A 20,032-nucleotide genomic window follows, 5' to 3' on the forward strand; every position below is an offset into this window, starting at 1 on the left:
ATGACGTCTTCGAAGCGAAACCGTGCCGAGGCCCTTCCGCAGGACCTCCAGGAAGCACTCCGCCGCCGGCTGGCCGGACGGGCCGCCGCCGGCGCCCCCGGCACCGCCCGGCAGGCCATCCCGCGCGCCGACCGCACCCGCCCGCTGCCGCTGTCCTTCGCCCAGCAGCGCCTGTGGTTCCTGGACCGGCTGCGCCCCGGCGACCCGCGCTACAACAGCGCCGTCGCGCTGCGCCTGACCGGCGCCCTCGACCACACCGCCCTGGCCGCCGCGCTGGAGCACGTGGTGGCGCGGCACGAGGCGCTGCGCACCACGTTCGAGGAGCACGACGGCACCCCCGCGCAGCGGGTGCACCCCGCCGGACCGCTCCCGCTGCCCGTCCACGACCTCACGGCGGCGGCCGGCGCCGGCCTGGAGGCGGCGCTGGTCGCCGAGTACGAGCGGCCCTTCGACCTGGAGGCCGGGCCGCTGCTGCGCGCCCTGCTCCTGCGGGAGGCTCCCGACGCGCACGTCCTGCTGCTGACGGCCCACCACATCGTCACCGACGGCTGGTCCATGGGCGTGGTGCTCGACGAGCTGATCACCGCCTACGACGCCCTCGCCCGGGGCGCGGGCCCGGCCCTGGCGCCGGTCGCCACGCAGTACCCGGACTTCGCCGTCTGGCAGCGCGAGCAGCTCTCCGGGGCCCGGCTGGAACGCCACCTGGCGTACTGGAAGGAGCACCTGTCCGGGGCGGTCGCCCCCGAACTGCCGCTGGACCGGCCCCGCCGCGGCGAGGAGTCCGGCGCGGGCGCGGTGCACACCTTCACCGTCCCGGCCGCCACCACCGCCCGGCTGAAGCAGCTCGCGGCCGACGGGCACACCACCCTGTTCACCGCCCTGGTCGCCGCCTGCCAGACGCTGCTGGCCCGCTGGTCCGGGCAGGACGACATCACCGTCGGCTCGCTCACCCCCGGCCGCGGCCGCACCGACCTGGAGCGGGCCGTCGGGTTCTTCGTCAACACCGTCGCGCTGCGCACCCGCGTCGAGACCGGCGGCTCCTTCCGGGACCTGCTCACCGCCGCCGCGGACACCGTCAACGACGCCTTCGCGCACGGCGACACGCCGTTCGAGCGGCTCGTCGAGGCCGTCGGCGCGACCCGCGAGGCCGGCCGCAACCCCCTGTTCGACGTGATGGTCCTGCTGCACCCGGCACCGCCCACCGCACCCGACCCGCACGGCCTGTCCGCCTCCGCGGTCACCGTGCCCCGGCGGGCCGCCACCTTCGACCTGAGCGTCGAGTTCGTGCCCGACGGCGACGGGCTGACCGGCCTGCTGGAGTACCGCACCGACCTGTTCGACGCGGCCACCGCCGCACGCATGGCGGACCAGTTGCTGCGCACCCTGGACGGCGCCGCCGCCGACCCCGACCGCCCGCTCGGCGCCCTGCCGCTGCTCTCGCCCGAGCAGGAGCGGCAGGTGACGCACGACTGGAACGCCACCGCGCTCACGGTCCCCGAGGAGACCCTGCCCGAGCTGTTCGCCCGGCAGGCGGCCCGCACCCCGGACGCCACCGCCCTCGTCGCCGGGGACGTCCGCCTGGACCGCGCGACGCTCGACGCGCGCGCCGACCGCGTCGCCCGTCACCTCGTGGCGCGCGGCGCGGGCCCCGAACGCCTGGTCGCCCTCCGGCTGCCGCGCACCGCCGACATGATCGTGGCGATCCTCGCCGTCTGGAAGGCCGGCGCCGGCTACCTGCCGCTGGACCCGGCGCTGCCCGAGGACCGGGTGCGGTTCCTGCTCGACGACGCCCGCCCCGCGCTGGTCCTCGACGAGGCCGCGCTGCGGGAGGCGTACGACGCCCAAGACGCCTCGGCCGACGTTCCGTTGCCGCCTCCGCATCCCGACACCACCGCGTACGTCATCTACACCTCCGGCTCCACCGGCCGTCCCAAGGGCGTCGCGGTGGCGCACCGGTCGCTGGCGAACCTCCTGGCGGGCCACCGCGAGGGCTTCGTCGCCGAGGCGGGCGGCGGACCGCTGCGGGTGGCGCTCACGGCGTCGTTCTCCTTCGACACCTCGCTGGAGGGCGTGCTGCTGATGGCCGACGGCCACCCGCTGCACCTGGTCGACGAGACGACCCGGCTGGACGCCGCCGCCCTGGTCGAGTACGTCGTCGAGCACCGCATCGACTTCCTCGACCTCACCCCCACCTACCTGCGCCAGCTCCTGCCCGCCGGGCTGCTCACCGACCCGCGCCACCACCCGCGCGTCCTCATGCTCGGCGGCGAGGCCGTGGGACCCGCCCTGTGGCGGGAGCTGGCGGCGCGGCGGGACGTGGCCGCGTACAACTTCTACGGCCCCACCGAGTGCACCGTCGACGCGCTGGCCTGCCGGATATCCGGCGACGGCCCGCCGACCGTGGGCCGGCCGCTGCCCAACGTGCGCGCCTACGTCCTCGACGACCGGCTGCGGCCCGTCCCGCCCGGCGTCGGCGGCGAACTGTACCTGGCCGGTGTGCAACTGGCCCGCGGCTACAGCGGGCGGCCCGGACTGACGGCCGCCCGGTTCCTGCCCGACCCGTTCGGCCCGCCCGGCACCCGCATGTACCGCACCGGTGACCTGGCCCGCTGGAGCGCCGACGGACGCCTGGACTACCTGGGGCGCGCCGACGACCAGGTCAAGGTGCGCGGCCACCGCATCGAGCCCGGCGAGGTCGAGGCGGCCCTGACCGACCTGCCCGAGGTCGCCGCCGCCGCGGTCGTCGCCGTCACCGACCCGCACGGCCACGTCCGGCTCGCCGCCTACCTGGTCCCCGCCGGTCCCGCCGCCCGGCCCGTCCCCGGCGAGGTGCGGACGGCCCTGCGGCAGGTGCTGCCCGACCACATGGTGCCGTCCTCCTTCACCGTGCTCGACGCCCTGCCGATGACCGTCAGCGGCAAGGTCGACCGGCGTGCCCTGCCCGCGCCCGACTTCGAAGGCGCCGAGCAGGAGCGGGAGTTCGTCGCCCCGCGCACCCCCGAGGAGGAGACCCTCGCCCGCATCTGGGCCGAGGTGCTGGGCGCGCGCCGGGTCGGCGTGACGGACAACTTCTTCGAGTTGGGCGGCGACTCCATCCTCAGCATCCAGGCCGTCTCCCGCGCCCGCGCGGCCGGGCTGCACCTGACCTCACGCGACGTCTTCCGCCACCAGACCGTCGCCGACCTCGCCGCCGCCGCGTCCGTGCGCACCGCGCAGGTGCCCGCGCCCCGGCGCCCCGCCGAGGAGGGTCCGGCACCACTGACCCCCGTGCAGGAGTGGTTCTTCGCCACCCACGGACCGCTGCGGCACTTCACCATGTCGATGCTGCTGGACCTGCCGCACGACCTCGACGCCCCGGCGCTGGAGCGCGCGCTGGAGGCACTGGCCGCCCACCACCCGGCGCTGCGCACCCGGTTCGCCCGCTCGGGCGACACCTGGCGGCAGCACCCCGGCGAGGGCCCGGCCACCGGGCTGCTCACCCGCCACGACCTCTCCGGCGCCGCCGACCCGGCGGCGGAACGTGAACGCGCCGCCGAGGCGGCCCGCGCCGCCCTCGACCCGGAGACCGGCGCCCTGCTGCGCGCCGCCCTGTTCACGCGCACCGGTGAGCGACCCCAACTGTTCGTCACCGCCCACCACTTGGCGGTGGACAGCGTCTCCTGGCGGATCCTGCTCGCCGACCTCACCGCGGCCTACCGGCAGGCGGCCGGGGGAGAGGCGGTCCGGCTGGAGCCCGTCGCCACCCCGTTCACCGACTGGGCCGCGCACCTCGCACGCCGGGTCCGCGACGGCGACCTCGACGCCGACCTGCCGCACTGGACGGCCGAGGCCGCCGAGCCCCGCACCCCCCTGCCCGTGGACCGCCCCGGCACCCCGCGGGCCGGCTCGGTCCGCACCCTCGACACCCGCGTGGACCGCGCCACCACCGAGGCGCTGCTGCGCCGGGTGCCCGCCGTGTACCGCACCCAGGTCAACGACGTGCTGCTCGGCGCGCTGAGCCGGGTCCTCGCCGACTGGACCGGCGCCGAACGCGTGACCGTCCTGCTCGAGGGCCACGGCCGCGAGGACGACACCCTGGACCTGTCCCGCACGGTGGGCTGGTTCACCGCCCAGTACCCCGTCACCCTCGCGCCCGCCGGACCGTCCGGCGCGCCCGACTGGGGCGCCACCCTCAAGGCGGTCAAGGAGCGGCTGCGGTCCGTGCCCCGGCACGGCCTGACGTACGAGGCCCTGGCCCGCCTCGGCTCGCCCGACCCGGCCGCCCGCGCCCTGAAGGACGTACCGCTGCCGCAGATCAGCTTCAACTACCACGGCCAGTGGGAGGCCGCCGACGGCGGCGACTTCGCCCCGGCGGGCGCGGCGCCCGGCCGCGACATCGCCCCGGACACACCGCTGGACCATCTGCTGGACGTCTCCGCCGTCGTCACCGACGGCGAGCTCCACCTCACCTGGCACTACAGCGACCAGGTGCACGACGAGGCCACCGTCAGCGCCCTCGCCGACGGCATGACCGGCGCGCTCGCCGCGATCACCGAACACTGCGCCCGGCCCGGCGCGGGCGGCCGCACCCCGTCCGACTTCCCGCTGGCCCGCCTCGACCAGGAGCGCCTGGACCGCCTCGTCGGCGACGGCCGCGACGTGGAGGACGTGCTGCCGCTCACCCCGCTCCAGGAGGGCATGCTCTTCCACCGGCTGGTCGGCGGCCCCGACGACGTCTACGTCGACCAGGCCGGCCTGCTCCTCGACGGCGTCGCCGACCCGCACGCCTTCGCCGCCGCCTGGCAGCGCGTCACCGACCGCACGCCCGCCCTGCGCACCTGCGTCGTCTGGGAGGACGTGCCCGTCCCCCTCCAGGTCGTGCGCCGCGACGTACGGGTGCCGGTCACCCACCTCGACTGGCGCGAGCTGGACGAGGTGGAACGCGCCGAGCGCCTGACCCGGCTGCGCGCCGACGACCTGGCCAGGGGCATCGACCTCGCCGCGGCACCGCTGATGCGCCTGACCCTCGTCCGCCTCCCCGACGCCCGCCTGCACCTGCTGTGGACCTCCCACCACATCGTCCTGGACGGCTGGAGCCTCGCCCAGGTGCTCACCGAGGTGTGCGAGGAGTACGCCGCGCTCACCGCCGGCACCGAGTCCCGGCCGCCGCTGCGGCGGCCCTTCGGCGACTACGTGCACTGGCTCGCCGACCAGGACCCCGACGCCGCCCGCGCCCACTGGCAGGGCGTCCTCGCCGCCTTCGCCGAACCCACCCCGCTGCCCGCCGACCGCCCCCTGCGCGAGGCCCACCAGGCCCGCTCCGCCGCCCTGCACACGGCCGGCCTGGACACGGAGGCGTCCGCCCGCCTCGCGCGCACCGCCCGCGAGGCCGGACTCACCCTCAACACGGTCGTCCAGGGCGCCTGGGCGCTGCTGCTGTCCCGCTACGCCGCCCAGGACGACGTGCTGTTCGGCACCACCGTCTCCGGACGGCCCGACGACCTGCCCGGCGTCGAGTCCATGGTCGGCATGTTCATCAACACCGTGCCCACCCGCGTCCGCGTCGACCCGGCCCGCGACGCCGGGGACTGGCTGCGCGAACTCCAGGACGCCCAGGCCGAGTCGAGACGGTTCGCCGCCGCCTCGCTCGCCGAGCTGACCCAGCTCGGTGACGTGCCGTCGGGCAGCCCGCTCTTCCACAGCATGGTCGCCTTCGAGAACTACCCCTTCGACGAGGCCCGCACGGCCGGGTCCGGGATCCGCCTCGCCGACGTCTCGTCCCGCGACGCCACCAACTACCCGCTCGTACTGCGCGCCTACCACGGCGAACGCCTCGGCTTCGACCTCGCCTACGACCCGGACCTCTTCGACGCGGCCACCGTCCACGCGCTCGCCGACCGGCTCTGCCTGCTCCTGACCGGGCTCGCCGACGGCACCGACCGGCCGCTGCGCGCCCTGGCCTGGACGACGGCCGAGGAACGGCACCGCATCCTCACCGACTGGAACGGCACCGCGTCCGGCCGCCCCGCCGAGACCCTGGTGGACCTGTTCGAGGCGCAGGCCGCCCGCACCCCCGGTGCCGTCGCCGTCACCTGCGGGAGCGAACACCTGGACTACGCGACCCTCGACGCCCGCGCCGGCCGCCTCGCCCACCGGCTCGCCGAACTCGGCGCCGGACCCGAGCAGTTCGTCGCCCTCGCCCTGCCCCGCTCCACCGACCAGGTCGTCGCCGTCCTCGCCGTGCTCAAGACCGGCGCCGCCTACCTGCCGGTCGACCCGAACTCGCCCGCCGAACGCATCGCCCACCTCCTCGCCGACGCCACCCCCGTCGCCCTGGTGACCACCACCGGCACCGCGGCCCGCGTCGACGGCACCGGTGTGCCCGCCGTCCTCCTCGACGCCCCGGACGAGGAAGCCGACCTGGCCCGGCGCCCGGCGACCGGCCCCGGGCCGACCCGCCGCCCCCTGCCGGAGAGCCCCGCCTACGCCATCTACACCTCCGGCTCCACCGGCCGCCCCAAGGGCGTGGTGATCCCGCACGCCAACGTGGTGCGGCTGTTCACCCGCACCCGCCCGTGGTTCGACTTCCGCCCGGACGACGTGTGGACGCTGTTCCACTCCTACGCGTTCGACTTCTCCGTGTGGGAGCTGTGGGGCCCGCTGCTGCACGGCGGCCGGCTCGTCGTCGTGCCCGACGACACCGCCCGCTCCCCGGAGGACTTCCTGCGGCTGCTGGCCGACGAAGGGGTCACCGTCCTCAACCAGACGCCGTCCGCGTTCTACCCGCTCGTGCGCGCCGACGCCGAACACCCCGACACCGGCGCCCGCCTCGCCCTGCGCACCGTGATCTTCGGCGGCGAGGCCCTCGACGTCGGCCGGCTCACCGACTGGTGGGCCCGCCACCCGGCCGACACCCCGCGCCTGGTCAACATGTACGGCATCACCGAGACCACCGTCCACGTCACCCACGCCCCGCTCGACCCCGCCACCGCGCACGGCCCCGCCAGCCCCATCGGCGTCGCGATACCCGACCTGAGGGTGTACGTGCTCGACGCGGACCTGGCCCCCCTGCCGCCGGGCGCGACGGGCGAGCTGTACGTCGCGGGGGAGGGCCTGGCCCGCGGCTACCTGGGCCGCCCCGGCCTGACCGCCACCCGGTTCCTCGCCGACCCGTTCGGCCCGGCCGGCAGCCGCATGTACCGCACCGGCGACCGGGCGAAGTGGCGGCCCGACGGCACCCTGGAGTACCTGGGCCGCGCGGACGCCCAGGTGAAGATCCGCGGCTACCGCATCGAGCCCGGCGAGATCGAGGCCGCCCTGCACGCCCACCCCGGTGTCGCCGACACCGCCGTCGGCGTGTTCGAGGACACCTCCGGCACCCGCCGCCTGGTGGCCCACGTCGTCGGCACCGGCGGCGCGACACCCCCGGCGGCCGAGCTGCGCGCCCACCTGGAGCGGCTGCTGCCCGCCCACATGGTGCCCGCCGCCTACGTCCCGATGGACGCCCTCCCGCTCACCGTCAACGGCAAGCTCGACCGGCGCGCCCTGCCCGCCCCGACGGCGGACGGCTACGCCGCCGACACCGACCGCACCGCACCGCGCACCCCCGCCGAACGGGCCGTCGCCGCCGCCTGGTCGGACGTCCTCGGCGTCGAGGAGGTGTCCGCCGGCGACGACTTCTTCGCGCTCGGCGGCGACTCCATCCTCGCCGTCCGCGTCACCGCCCGGCTGCGCGCCGCGTTCGGCCCCGACGTGTCCCCGCGCGTGCTGTTCACCCACAGCACCGTGTCCGCGCTCGCCGCCGAGCTCGGCGACCCGGTGGGCGACACCACGGCCGCGCCCGCCGACGCGATCCCGGCGACCGCCCCCGAGACCCCGGCGCCGCTGTCGTACGCCCAGCAACGCCTGTGGTTCCTCGACCGGTTCGAGCCCGGCAGCACCGAGTACACGACGCTGTCCGTGCTGCGCCTGCGCGGCCCGCTCGACGAGCGCGCCCTGCGCACCGCCCTGGACGGCCTCGTCGCCCGCCACGAGTCCCTGCGCACCACCTTCGCCGAACACGACGGGCAGCCCCGGCAGGTGGTGCACCCGCCCCACCCGGCCGCCCTGACCGCCAACGACCTGACCGCCGCCGCCGACCCGCGGGCCGCGCTGGAGGACCTGCTGGAGCGCGAGGCCGCCACGCCGTTCGACCTGGCGGCCGGGCCGCTGCTGCGCGCCCGCCTGGCCCGCACCGCGGACGACGAGCACGTCCTGGCCCTCGCCGTCCACCACATCGTCACCGACGGCTGGTCCCTCGGCGTCCTCGGCCGGGACCTGGGCGAGCTGTACGCGGCCGCCCACGAGGGCCGCGGCCCCGAACTCCCCGGCCTGCCCGTGCGCTACGCCGACCACGCCACCTGGCAGCGCGCCCGCACCGACCAGGTCGAGCGGCAACTCGCCCACTGGCGCGAGCAGCTCGCCGGCGTACCGCCGCTGGAGCTGCCGACCGACCGGCCGCGCCCGGCCGTCCGCTCCCGCGACGGCGCGCTCGTGACCTTCACGCTGCCCGCCGAGCTGACCGACCGGCTGCGCGAGCGGGGCCGGGAGGCCGACGCCACCCTCTACATGACCCTCCTCGCCGGCTGCACGGTCCTGCTGTCCCGCTGGGCCGACCAGGACGACTTCGCCCTCGGCACCGTCACCGCCGGCCGCGAGCGCCCCGAACTGCACGACGTCGTCGGCATGTTCGTCAACACCCTGGTGCTGCGCACCGAGGTCCGGCCCGGCACGTCGTTCCGCGCGCTGCTGGAGCAGGTGCGCGGCACCGTCCTGGACGCCTTCGCCCACCAGGACGTGCCCTTCGAACGGCTGGTGGACGTCCTCCAGCCCGAACGGGACACCAGCCGCACCCCCCTGTTCCAGGTCATGGTCGCCCTGCACAACCTGGGCGCCGAGGCACCCGAACTGCCCGGCCTGGACGCCGAGCCACTGCTGCCACCGGTCCGGCACGCCACCTTCGACCTGGCCTTCGACTTCGTCGAGGGCGACGACGGCGTCACCGGCCACCTGGAGTACGACACCGGCCTGTTCGACGAGGACACCGTCCGCGGCCTGGCCGCCCGCCTGCGCCTGCTGCTGGAGGCGGCGGTGCGGAACCCGGACCGCGACGTGCGGGCGCTGGAGCTGATGACCGCCGACGAGCGGCGGCGCGTGCTGCACGACGGGCAGGGCGCGCACCTCCCCGTCCCGCACACCACCTTCCCCGCCCTGTTCGAGGCCCAGGCCGCGCGCACCCCGCACGCCACCGCGCTGGTCGCCCGCGACGCCACCCTCGACTTCGCCGCCCTCAACGACCGCGCGAACCGGCTCGCCCACCACCTGCTGGCCCTGGGCACCGGACCCGAGCGGGTGGTCGCCGTCCGGCTGCCGCGCACCTCCGAGCTGGTGGTCGCGGTCCTCGCCGTCGCCAAGGCCGGCGCCACCCTGCTCCACCTCGACCCCGACCTGCCCGCCGAACGCGCCGCCGGGCTCCTCCAGGACGCCGCCCCGCGCGTCGTGCTCACCGCCGACGCGCTGCGCGCCACCCCCTGGGACCGGCTGCCCGCCCACGACGTCACCGACCGCGACCGCCCGGCCCCGCTGCTCCCGCAGCACGCCGCCTACATGATCTACACCTCCGGCTCCACCGGCCGCCCCAAGGGCGTCGTCGTGGAACACCGCCACCTGGTCAACCTCTGCCACGACCACCGCGCGGGGCTCGTCGCCCCGCACACCGCGGACGGACGGCGGCTGCGCGCCGCGCTCAGCGCCTCGTTCTCCTTCGACACCTCCTGGGAGGGCCCGCTGCTGCTCGCCCTCGGCCAGGAGGTGCACCTCATCGACGAGGACGTGCGCCTGGACCCCGAGGCGTTCTGCGCGCAGATCGCCGACCGGAACCTGGACCTGGTCAACGTCACCCCGTCCTTCCTGCGCGAACTCCTCGCCGCGGGCCTCCTCGCCCCCGGCCGCCACCACCCCCGCGTCCTGCTCGTCGGCGGCGAGGCGACCGGCCCCGACACCTGGCGCGAGCTGTGCGCCGCCGCCGAACTCGGCGTCACCGCCTACAACATGTACGGCCCCACCGAGTGCACCGTCGACGCCACCTACGGCCGCGTCACCGACCGCCCCGACCGGCCGGTCATCGGACGGCCCGGCGCCAACCTGCGCGCCTACGTCCTGGACGGCTCCCTGCGCCCGGTACCGCCCGGCACCCCCGGCGAGCTGTACCTCGCCGGCGCCCAGGTCGCCCGCGGCTACCTGGGCCGCCCCGGCCTGACCGCCGCCCGGTTCCTCGCCGACCCGTTCGGCGCGCCGGGGGAGCGCATGTACCGCACCGGCGACCGCGCCCGCCGCGACGCGCAGGGGCTGCTGGAGTTCCTGGGCCGCGCCGACGAACAGATCAAGATCCGCGGCTTCCGCATCGAACCCGGCGAGATCGAGGCCGCGCTGCTCACCCACCCGGACGTCGCCGACGCCGTCGTCACGGCACGCGACCACGCGGGCCGCCTCATGCTCGTGGCCTACCTGGTGCCCGCCGGGGACACCGCCCCGGCCGCCGACGAGCTGCGCCTCGCGCTGCGCCGCACCCTGCCCGACCACATGGTGCCCGCGGCGTTCGTGCCGCTGACCCGGATCCCGCGCACCACCAGCGGCAAGACCGACCGGCGCGCCCTCCCGGCCCCGCCGGTCCAACCCGACACCACGGCCGCCTACGTGGCGCCCCGCCCCGGCACCGAACAGACGCTGGCCGCGATCTGGGCCGACGTGCTGCACGTCGAACGGGTGGGCACACGCGACAACTTCTTCGCGCTCGGCGGCGACTCGATCCTCAGCATCCAGATCGTCTCCCGGGCCCGCCAGGCCGGGCTCGCGCTCACCACCAAGGACGTCTTCCGCCACCAGACCGTCGCCGAACTCGCCCTGCGCGTCACCGAGTCGGCGCCGGTCACCACCGACACGACCGCGCCCGCCGAGGCACCGCTCACCCCCATCCAGCGCTGGTACCTCGACGGCCGCGCCCCCGGCGACCCGCTGCGCTTCACCATGTCGCAGCGCCTCGAACTCGCCCCCGGCACCGACCTGTCGGCCCTGCGCACCGCCGCCGACGCCGTCGTAGGCCACCACCCGGCGCTGCGCACCCGCTTCCGCCGCACCGAGGACGGCTGGCGCCAGGAGGTCCTGCCCGGCGTCCCGGACGGCACCGTCACCCGGCACGACGTGACCGGCCTCGACGGCCCCGCCCTGGAGACCGAGGCGGCCCGCCTCGCGGACGAGGCCCGCGCCGCCCTCGACCCCACCGAGGGCCGGGTGGCGCGCGTCCTCCTCCTCGACCGCGGCCCGCACACGCCCGCCCAACTGCTGTTCACCGTCCACCACCTGGCCGTCGACGGCGTCTCCTGGCGCATCCTGCTGGGCGACCTGGAGACCGCGCACCGGCAGGCCGCCGCCGGACAGCCCGTCGAGCTGCCCCCGGCCACCACCGCCTACGGCCACTGGGCGGCCCGGCTGGAGGCCCACACCCGCTCCGGGGCGATGGACGGCGACCTCGCCTACTGGCGGCGCACCGCCGAGGCCCCCGCCGACCTGCCCGCGGGCCGCACCGGCCCCAACACCCACGGCACCGCCGCCACGGTCACCGTGGAACTGGAGCCGGAGACCACCGAGGCCCTGCTGCGGCAGGTCCCCGAGGTCTACCGCACGCAGGTCAACGACGTCCTGCTCAGCGCCCTCGGCCGCACCCTGGCCCGCTGGTGCGGACGCGACAGCGTGCTGGTCGGCGTGGAGGGCCACGGCCGTGAGGACCTCTTCGACGACCTGGACCTGTCCCGCACGGTCGGCTGGTTCACCGCCGAGTTCCCGCTCGCGCTGACCGCCGCCCCCGACGCCGGCTGGCACGACACCCTCCGCTCGGTCAAGGAACAACTGCGCGCCGTGCCCCTGCACGGCCTGAGCCACGGCGCGCTGCGCCACCTGCTGCCCGACAGCCCGCTGGCCGGCGCCCCGGCACCGCGCGTCGGCTTCAACTACCACGGCCGGTGGGACGCCGACGCGGGCGGCAGCGGCCTGTACGCCGCCGCCCTGCCCCCGGCCGGCTCCGACACCGACCCCGACGCCCCCCGGCCCTACCTGCTCGACATCACCGGCGTGGTGCAGGACGGCCGGCTCGAACTCGGCTGGACCTATCCGCCGGCCGTCTACGACGAGGCCACCGTCCGCACGCTCGCCGAGGAGATGTGCGCGGCGCTCCGGGAGATCGCGGCCCACTGCGCCTCCCCGGACGCGGGCGGCCGCACCCCGTCCGACTTCCCGCTGGCCGGGCTCGGCCAGCCGGAACTGGACCGCCTCGTCGGCGACGGCCGGCACGTGGCCGACGTCCTGCCGCTGACCCCGCTGCAGGCCGGCATGCTCTTCCACGGCCTCGTCGACACGGCGGGCGCCTACTCCGACCGCGTGGCCGTCCGCCTGTCCGGGGTGAGCGACCCGCAGCGCTTCGCCGCCGCCTGGCAGCAGGTCGCCGACCGCACCGAGGCCCTGCGCACCAGCGTCCACTGGCAGGGCCTGCCGCACCCCGTGCAGGTCGTGCACCGGGACGTGGAGCTGCCCGTCACCCACCTGGACTGGCGCCGGCTCACGCCCGAGGAGCGCGCTGCGGCCACCGAGGACCTGCTGGCCGCCGACCGCGCCACCGGCATGGACCTGACCACCGCACCCCTCACCCGCATCACCCTGGCCGCACTGCCCGGCGACGAGGTCCTGCTCCTGTGGTCCTCCCACCACCTGATCCTGGACGGCTGGAGCACCGGCCAGCTCCTCACCGAGGTGTGCGAGCGCTACGCCGCCCTCACCGGCGGCCCGGCCGCCCCCGTACCGGTCAGGCGCCCCTTCGCCGACTTCCTGCGCTGGCTGCACGACCAGGACGAGGCCGCCGCCGAAGCCCACTGGACCGACGCCCTCGCCGGGTTCGCCGCCCGCACCCCGCTGCCCTACGACCGCACACCGGCCGAGGAGCACCGCGCCCGCGCCGCCGCCCTCACCAGCCGCCGCCTGGACGAGGACCTCTCGGCACGGCTGCGGCAGGGCGCCGCCCGCGCCGGGCTCACGGTGAACACCGTCATCGAGGGCGCCTGGGCGCTGCTCCTGGCCCGCCACAGCGGCCGCGCCGACGTCGTGTTCGGCACCACCGTCTCCGGACGCCCGGCCGAACTGCCCGGCGTGGAGTCGATGATCGGCATGTTCATCAACACCGTGCCCACCCGCGTCCGGGTGAAGGGCGGGGGAGCGGCGTCCTGGCTGCGCGCGGTGCAGGAGCACCAGAGCGACACCCGGCGCTTCGACCACCTGGCCCTGCCCCGCATCCAGGCGCTCAGCGAGGTCCCGGCCGGCGAGGCGCTGTTCGACAGCATGGTGGTGTTCGAGAACTACCCCGTCGACGAGTCCGCCACCGCCCGCACGGGCGTCCAGGTCGAGGAGGTGCGCGCCGAGGACGCGCCCACCTTCCCGCTGTGCCTGCGCGCCCACCTCGGCGACCGCCTCGGCCTCGACCTCGCCTACGACGCCGGCCTGTTCGACGCGGACACCGCCGACCACCTCGCCGACCGCCTCACCGTCGTCCTGCGCGCCCTCGCCGACGCGCTGGAGACCGACGCGGACGTGACCGGCCTGGACGCGCTGACCGAGGACGACCGCGCCCTGCTCGAACGGTGGAACACCACCGCCCGCCGGACCGGACCGAGCAGCCCCGTCGCCCTGTTCGCCGAGCAGGCCCGCCGCACGCCAGAGGCACCCGCGCTGCGCGACGGCGACACCCACCTGACGTACCGTCAACTCGACGAGTGGTCCGACGCGGTGGCCACCCGCCTCCTCGCCGGCGGACTGCGCGCCGAGGACCGGGTGGCCCTGCTGATGGACCGCTGCGCCGCCCTCGTCGTCGCCCAGCTCGCCGTCCTCAAGGCGGGCGGCGCCTACGTGCCCGTGGACGCCCGCGCCCCCGAGGACCGGCGCCGCGCCCTGATCGAACGCGCGGGCGCGACGGTCCGGTTGTCCGCCGGTGACGTCACCGCCGCGCGCACCCCCGTGCCGGACGCGCCCCCCGCCGCACCCGCGGACCCCGACCGGCTCGCCTACGTGATGTTCACCTCCGGGTCGACCGGCGAGCCGAAGGCGGTCGCCGTACGCCACCGCGACGTGGCCGCCCTCGCCACCGACAGCCGCTTCACCGGCGGCGTGAGCGACCGGGTGCTGCTGCACTCCCCGGTGGCCTTCGACGCCGCCACCTTCGAGGTGTGGGCGCCGCTGCTCACCGGCGGCTGCGTCGTCGTGGCCCCCTCACGGCCGCTGGACGCCGCCCTGCTGCGGCAGCTCGTCCGCGACACCGGCCTGAGCGCGCTGTGGCTGACCGCCGGCCTGTTCCGGCTGCTCGCGCAGGACGCGCCGGACTGCTTCACCGGCCTGCGCCAGGTGTGGACCGGCGGCGACGTCGTGCCCGCCGCGGCCGTGCGCCGCGTCCTGGCCGCCTGCCCGGACCTGACCGTGGTGGACGGCTACGGCCCCACCGAGACGACGACGTTCGCCACGTCGTTCCCGCTCGCCGACGCGGCCGCCGTCCCCGACACCGTGCCCATCGGCCACCCGCTCGACGAGATGCGCGTCCACGTCCTCGACCACCGGCTGCGGCCCGTGCCCCCCGGCTGCCCGGGCGAGCTGTACCTCGCCGGCGAGGGCGTGGCCCGCGGCTACCTGGGCCGCCCCGGCGACACCGCGGCCCGCTTCCTGGCCGACCCGGCGGGCCCGCCCGGCAGCCGCATGTACCGCACCGGCGACCTGGCCCGCCGCCGCCCCGACGGCACCGTCGAGTTCCTGGGCCGCGCCGACGACCAGGTGAAGATCCGCGGCTTCCGCGTCGAACCCGGCGAGGTCGAGGCCGTCCTCGCCGGACACCCCGGCGTCACCGACGTGACCGTGCTGGCCCGCGAGGACCGGCCCGGCAGCCGCCGCCTGGTCGCCTACGTGGTCGGCACCGAAGACGTCGCCTCCCTGCGGGAGTTCGCCCGCACCTCCCTGCCGGACTACCTCGTGCCGTCGGCGTTCGTCGTCCTGCCCGCACTGCCGCTCAGCCGCAACGGCAAGGTCGACCGCGCGGCCCTGCCCGCTCCGGACCCCGCGACCGGCGCGGCGCAGGACACGCCCGTCGAGCCGCGCACCGACGCCGAGCGCCGCACGCTGCAGGTCTTCACCGACGTCCTCGCCGACGTCCTGTCCGTGCCGCGCCCCGGCGTGCGGGACGACTTCTTCCAGCTCGGCGGCGACTCCATCCTCAGCATCCGCCTCGCCGTCCGCCTCTCCGAGGCGTTCGGCACCGACCTGTCCCCGCGCGCGGTGTTCACCCACCCGACCCCCGAGGCCCTCGCCGCCCTGCTCACCGAGGAACGCCCCGCCGACACCCCGCCCGCGACGATCACCCCCGTCACCCGCGACACGCCCGCCCCGATGTCGTACGCCCAGCAACGCCTCTGGTTCCTGGAGGAGTTCGCGCCCGGCAGCGGCGAGTACGTCACCGCGCTGGCCCTGCGGCTGCGCGGCCGGCTCGACGTGCCCGCCCTGACCGCGGCGCTCGGCGCCCTGGTCGAGCGGCACGAGGCGCTGCGCACCACCTTCGACGCGGTCGACGGCCACGGCGTGCAGATCGTCCACCCCGCCGGGGACGTGCCGCTGACCCTGCACGACCTGTCGCAGCTCACCGGCGGCGCACGCGACGCCCGGCTCGCGGAGCTGCTCGACGCCGAACGCGCCCGCACCTTCGACCTGCGGCGCGGCCCCCTCCTGCACACGGGCCTGATCCGGCTCGCGGACGACGAGCACGTCCTGACGCTGACCCTGCACCACATCGTCACCGACGGCTGGTCCACCGGCGTGCTCACCGGCGACCTCGCCCACTACTACCGCACCGAACTCGGCGCGGAGACCGGCACGTTGCCGCCGCTGCGGGTGCAGTACGCCGACTACGCCCACTGGCAGCGCGGGCGCGGCACCGACGACCACCTCGCGTACTGGAAGGAGCACCTGGCCGGGCTGGAGACGCTCGACCTGCCCACCGACCGGCCCCGCCCCGCGGTGCGCACCCACCACGGCGCCTCCGTACGGCTCTCCCTGCCCCGCGAGACGACCCGCCGCCTCGCCCGGGTGGGCCGCGACCGGCAGGCCACCCTGTTCACCACCCTCGTCGCCGCCGCCCAGGCCTACCTGGCCCGTCTGACCGGCGGCGAGGACATCACCGTCGGCACCGTCACCTCCGGCCGCGACCGCGCCGAGGTCCAGCACCTCGTCGGGTTCTTCGTCAACACCCTCGTGCTGCGCTCCCACGTCGCACCCGACCGGCCGTTCCCCGAGTTCCTCGGCGAGGTCCGCGAGACCGTCCTGGACGCCTTCGCCCACCAGGAGGCGCCGTTCGAGCAGGTCGTGGACGAGGTCCAGCCGGTCCGCGACACCAGCCGCACCCCGCTGTTCCAGGTCATGGTGGTCCTGCAGAACGCCCCGGCCGCCGCCCTCGACCTGCCCGGCCTCCAGGTCAGCGACGTCGACACCGAACTGCGGCACGCCGCGTTCGACCTCACCCTGGAGTTCGCCGAGACCGGCACCGGCGAACTGCACGGCGTCCTCACCTACAACACCGACCTGTTCGACGCGGCCACCGCCGAACGCATGGCCGACCAGCTCGACACCCTCCTGACCGCCGTCGCCGAGAACCCCGACCGGCCCCTCGGCGCCCTGCCCCTCGCCACCGACGAGACGCTGAAGGCCGTGCTCGACCAGGGCCGCGCCACCGCCCGCCCGGTCCCGGCGGCCACCCTGCCCGAGCTGTTCGAACGACAGGCCGCCCGCACCCCCGACGCCGTCGCCCTGGCCGACGCCGACGGCCGGGAGCTGACGTACACGCACGTCGAACGCGCCGCCAACCGGCTGGCGCACCGCCTCATCGCCCGGGGCGTGGGACCCGAGCGGATCGTGGCGCTGGCCCTGCCCCGCAGCGCCGAGACGGTCGTGGCGCAGCTCGCCGTCACCAAGGCCGGCGGCGCCTTCCTGCCCGTCGACCCCGACTACCCCGAGCAGCGCCGGGAGTTCATGCTCCGCGACGCCGGAGCCTGGCTCGTCCTGGACGACCCCGCCGCCGTGTGGGACGCCGACGGCCCGGACACCGCGCCCACGGACGCCGACCGCACCTCCCCGCTGACCGTCGACCACCCGGCGTACGTGATCTACACGTCCGGCTCCACCGGCACCCCCAAGGGCGTCACCGTGACGCACCGCGGCCTCGCCGCCTTCGCCGCGTCGGCCGCCGACCGCTACGACGCCGGCCCCGGCGACCGGGTCCTGCAGTTCGCCTCACCCAGCTTCGACGCCTCCGTGCTGGAGCTGTGCGTGTCCCTGCTCAGCGGCGCCACCCTGCTCACCGGGGAGGAGGGCCCCCTCGTCGGCGAACGCCTCGCCGAGGTCCTCGCCGGGCGGCGCGTCAGCCACACCCTCATCCCGCCGGCCGCCCTCGCGACGGTCGACCCGGGCACCGCCGACACCCTGCCGCACCTGCGCACCCTCATCGTCGGCGCCGAGGCCTGCCCCGCCCACCTCGTCGAACGGTGGGCCCCCGGCCGACGGATGATCAACTCGTACGGCCCGACCGAGGCCACCGTCGTCGCCACCTGGACCGGCCCGCTCACCCCGGGCGCGGGCGCCCCGCCCATCGGACGCCCGGCCGGCGCCACCCGCGTCCACGTCCTCGACGCCGCCCTGCGCCCCGTCCCGCCCGGCGTCACCGGCGACCTCTACGTCTCCGGACCCGGCCTCGCCCGCGGCTACCTCCATCGGCCGGGACTCACCGCGTCCCGCTTCGTCGCCGACCCGTTCGGCGCCCCCGGGGACCGCATGTACCGCACCGGCGACCGCGCCCGCTGGGACGCGAACGGCGACCTGCGCTTCGCCGGACGCGCCGACGCCCAGCTCAAACTGCGCGGCTTCCGCATCGAACCCGGAGAGATCGAGAGCGCGCTGCGCGGCAGCCCGCTCGTGCGCGACGCGGTCGTCACCGTACGCGCCGGCGGCAACGACCCGGACGGCCGCTCCGGCGCCCGGCTCGTCGCCCACGTCGTCCCCGCCGACGGCGCCCCCGACACCCTGCCCGTACCCGAGCTGCGCGACCACCTCGCCGGGCTGCTCCCGGCCCACATGATCCCCACGGCGTTCGTGCCGCTCGCCCAGTTGCCGCTCACCCCGAACGGCAAGACCGACCGCAACGCCCTGCCCGAACCGGGGCCCGCGCACTCCGCCACCGGGCCGCACACACCCCCGCGCACCGACACCGAACGCCGCGTCGCCCGCATCTGGGGCGACGTCCTCGGCGTCGCCGACGTCGGGGCGCACGACAACTTCTTCCACCTCGGCGGCGACTCCGTCCTCAGCATGCAGGTCGTCTCCCGGCTGCGCCGCGACGGACTGCACGTGACCACCCGCGACCTGTTCACCCACCAGACCGTCGCCGAGCTGGCCGGCGTCGTCACCACCGCCCCCCGGCACACCGGGGAGGAGGCGGTCAGCGGGGACGTGCCGCTCACGCCGATCCAGGAGTGGTTCCTGACCGGACAGCGCGCCAGCCACGCCCACTTCAACCAGTCCCTCCTGGTGGAACTCGCCCCCGGCGTGGACGCCACCGCCCTGGAGACCGCCCTCGACGCCCTGCTCGACCACCACGACGCCCTGCGCATGCGCTTCACCGCCGACCGGGACGGCTGGCGCCAGTACAACCCGCCCGCGGACGACACCGACCGCGCCGGGCTCCTGACCCGCCACGACCTCGGCGGCCTCACCGCCACCGACGCGGACACGGCGATGGAGAAGGCCGCCGACGACCTGCACACCGGCTTCGACCTCGCGCGCGGCCCGCTCCTGCGGGCGGCCCTGTTCACCGGCGCCGCCGACCGGCCCGACTTCCTCCTCCTGGTCGGCCACCACCTGGTCGTGGACGCCGTCTCCTGGCGCATCCTGCGCGACGACCTGGAGGCCGCCTACCGGCAGGCGGTCCAGGGCGAACCCGTGGCCCTCGGCGAACGCACCACCTCCTTCCGCGACTGGGCCCGCGGCCTCGCCGCCCACGTCGCCTCCGGCGCCCTCGACCACGAACTGCCCTACTGGGAACGCGCCGTGGACGCCGAACCCCTGCCCTCCCAGACACCGGACGGCCCCGACACGGGCGCCGTCGAGACACTCACCGTCGAACTGGACGAGGCGGACACCGAAGCCCTGCTGCGCGCCGCGCCGACCGCCTACCGCACCCGCGTCAACGACGTCCTCCTCGCCGCCCTCGCCCTCGCCCTGGCCCGCTGGACCGGCCACGAGGATGTCCGCCTGGACCTGGAGGGACACGGCCGCGAGGACGTCCTCGACGACGTGGACCTCACCCGCACCGTCGGCTGGTTCACCACCGTCCACCCCGTCGCCCTCCAGGTCCCCGACCCCGCCGACCTCGGCCCCGACCGCGACTGGCGCACCCTGGTGAAGTCCGTACGCCGCCAGCTGCGCGCCGTACCCGGCAACGGCCTTGGCTTCGGCGCGCTGCGCACCTTCGGCCCGCCCGAGGTGCGCGAACGCCTGGGACGCGCCGCCCACGGACAGGTCGTCTTCAACTACCTCGGACAGTGGGACGCCCGCCCGGAGAACCCCGGGGACGGCCTGGTCCGCGCCGAACACGGCTCGTTCGGCCGCCACCACGACCCGCGCGACAGCGGCTCCCACCCGCTGGAGATCGTCGGCGCCGTCCAGCGCGGCCGGCTGTCCTTCACCTGGCACCACCGGCCCGCCCTGCACCCCACCGGCACCGTGCGCCGCGTCGCCGAGGACTTCGCCCGGGCCCTGCGCCACATCGCCCACCACGCCCGCGAGCGCCGGTGACCCCCCGCCCCGTGGGCCGCGCCCCACCACCGCACCGCACCACCGGCCCGTGACCCACCGCAAACGCCCCACCCGCCACGACCCAGAGAGCGAGACC

Annotated in this window: 1 protein-coding gene; it reads left to right on the forward strand. The window is 76.3% G+C overall.

Features of this window, described 5'->3' with window-relative positions; genetic code table 11:
- A complete protein-coding gene (locus E4U92_RS33755) occupies positions 1-19,935 on the forward strand; it encodes a non-ribosomal peptide synthase/polyketide synthase (protein ID WP_137304255.1) in 19,935 nt (6,644 codons plus the stop codon).
- Positions 19,936-20,032: the final 97 nt, after the last annotated feature.

The sequence above is a fragment of the Streptomyces galbus genome, from assembly GCF_005280195.1.
In the GTDB taxonomy this organism is placed as follows: Bacteria; Actinomycetota; Actinomycetes; order Streptomycetales; family Streptomycetaceae; genus Streptomyces; species Streptomyces galbus.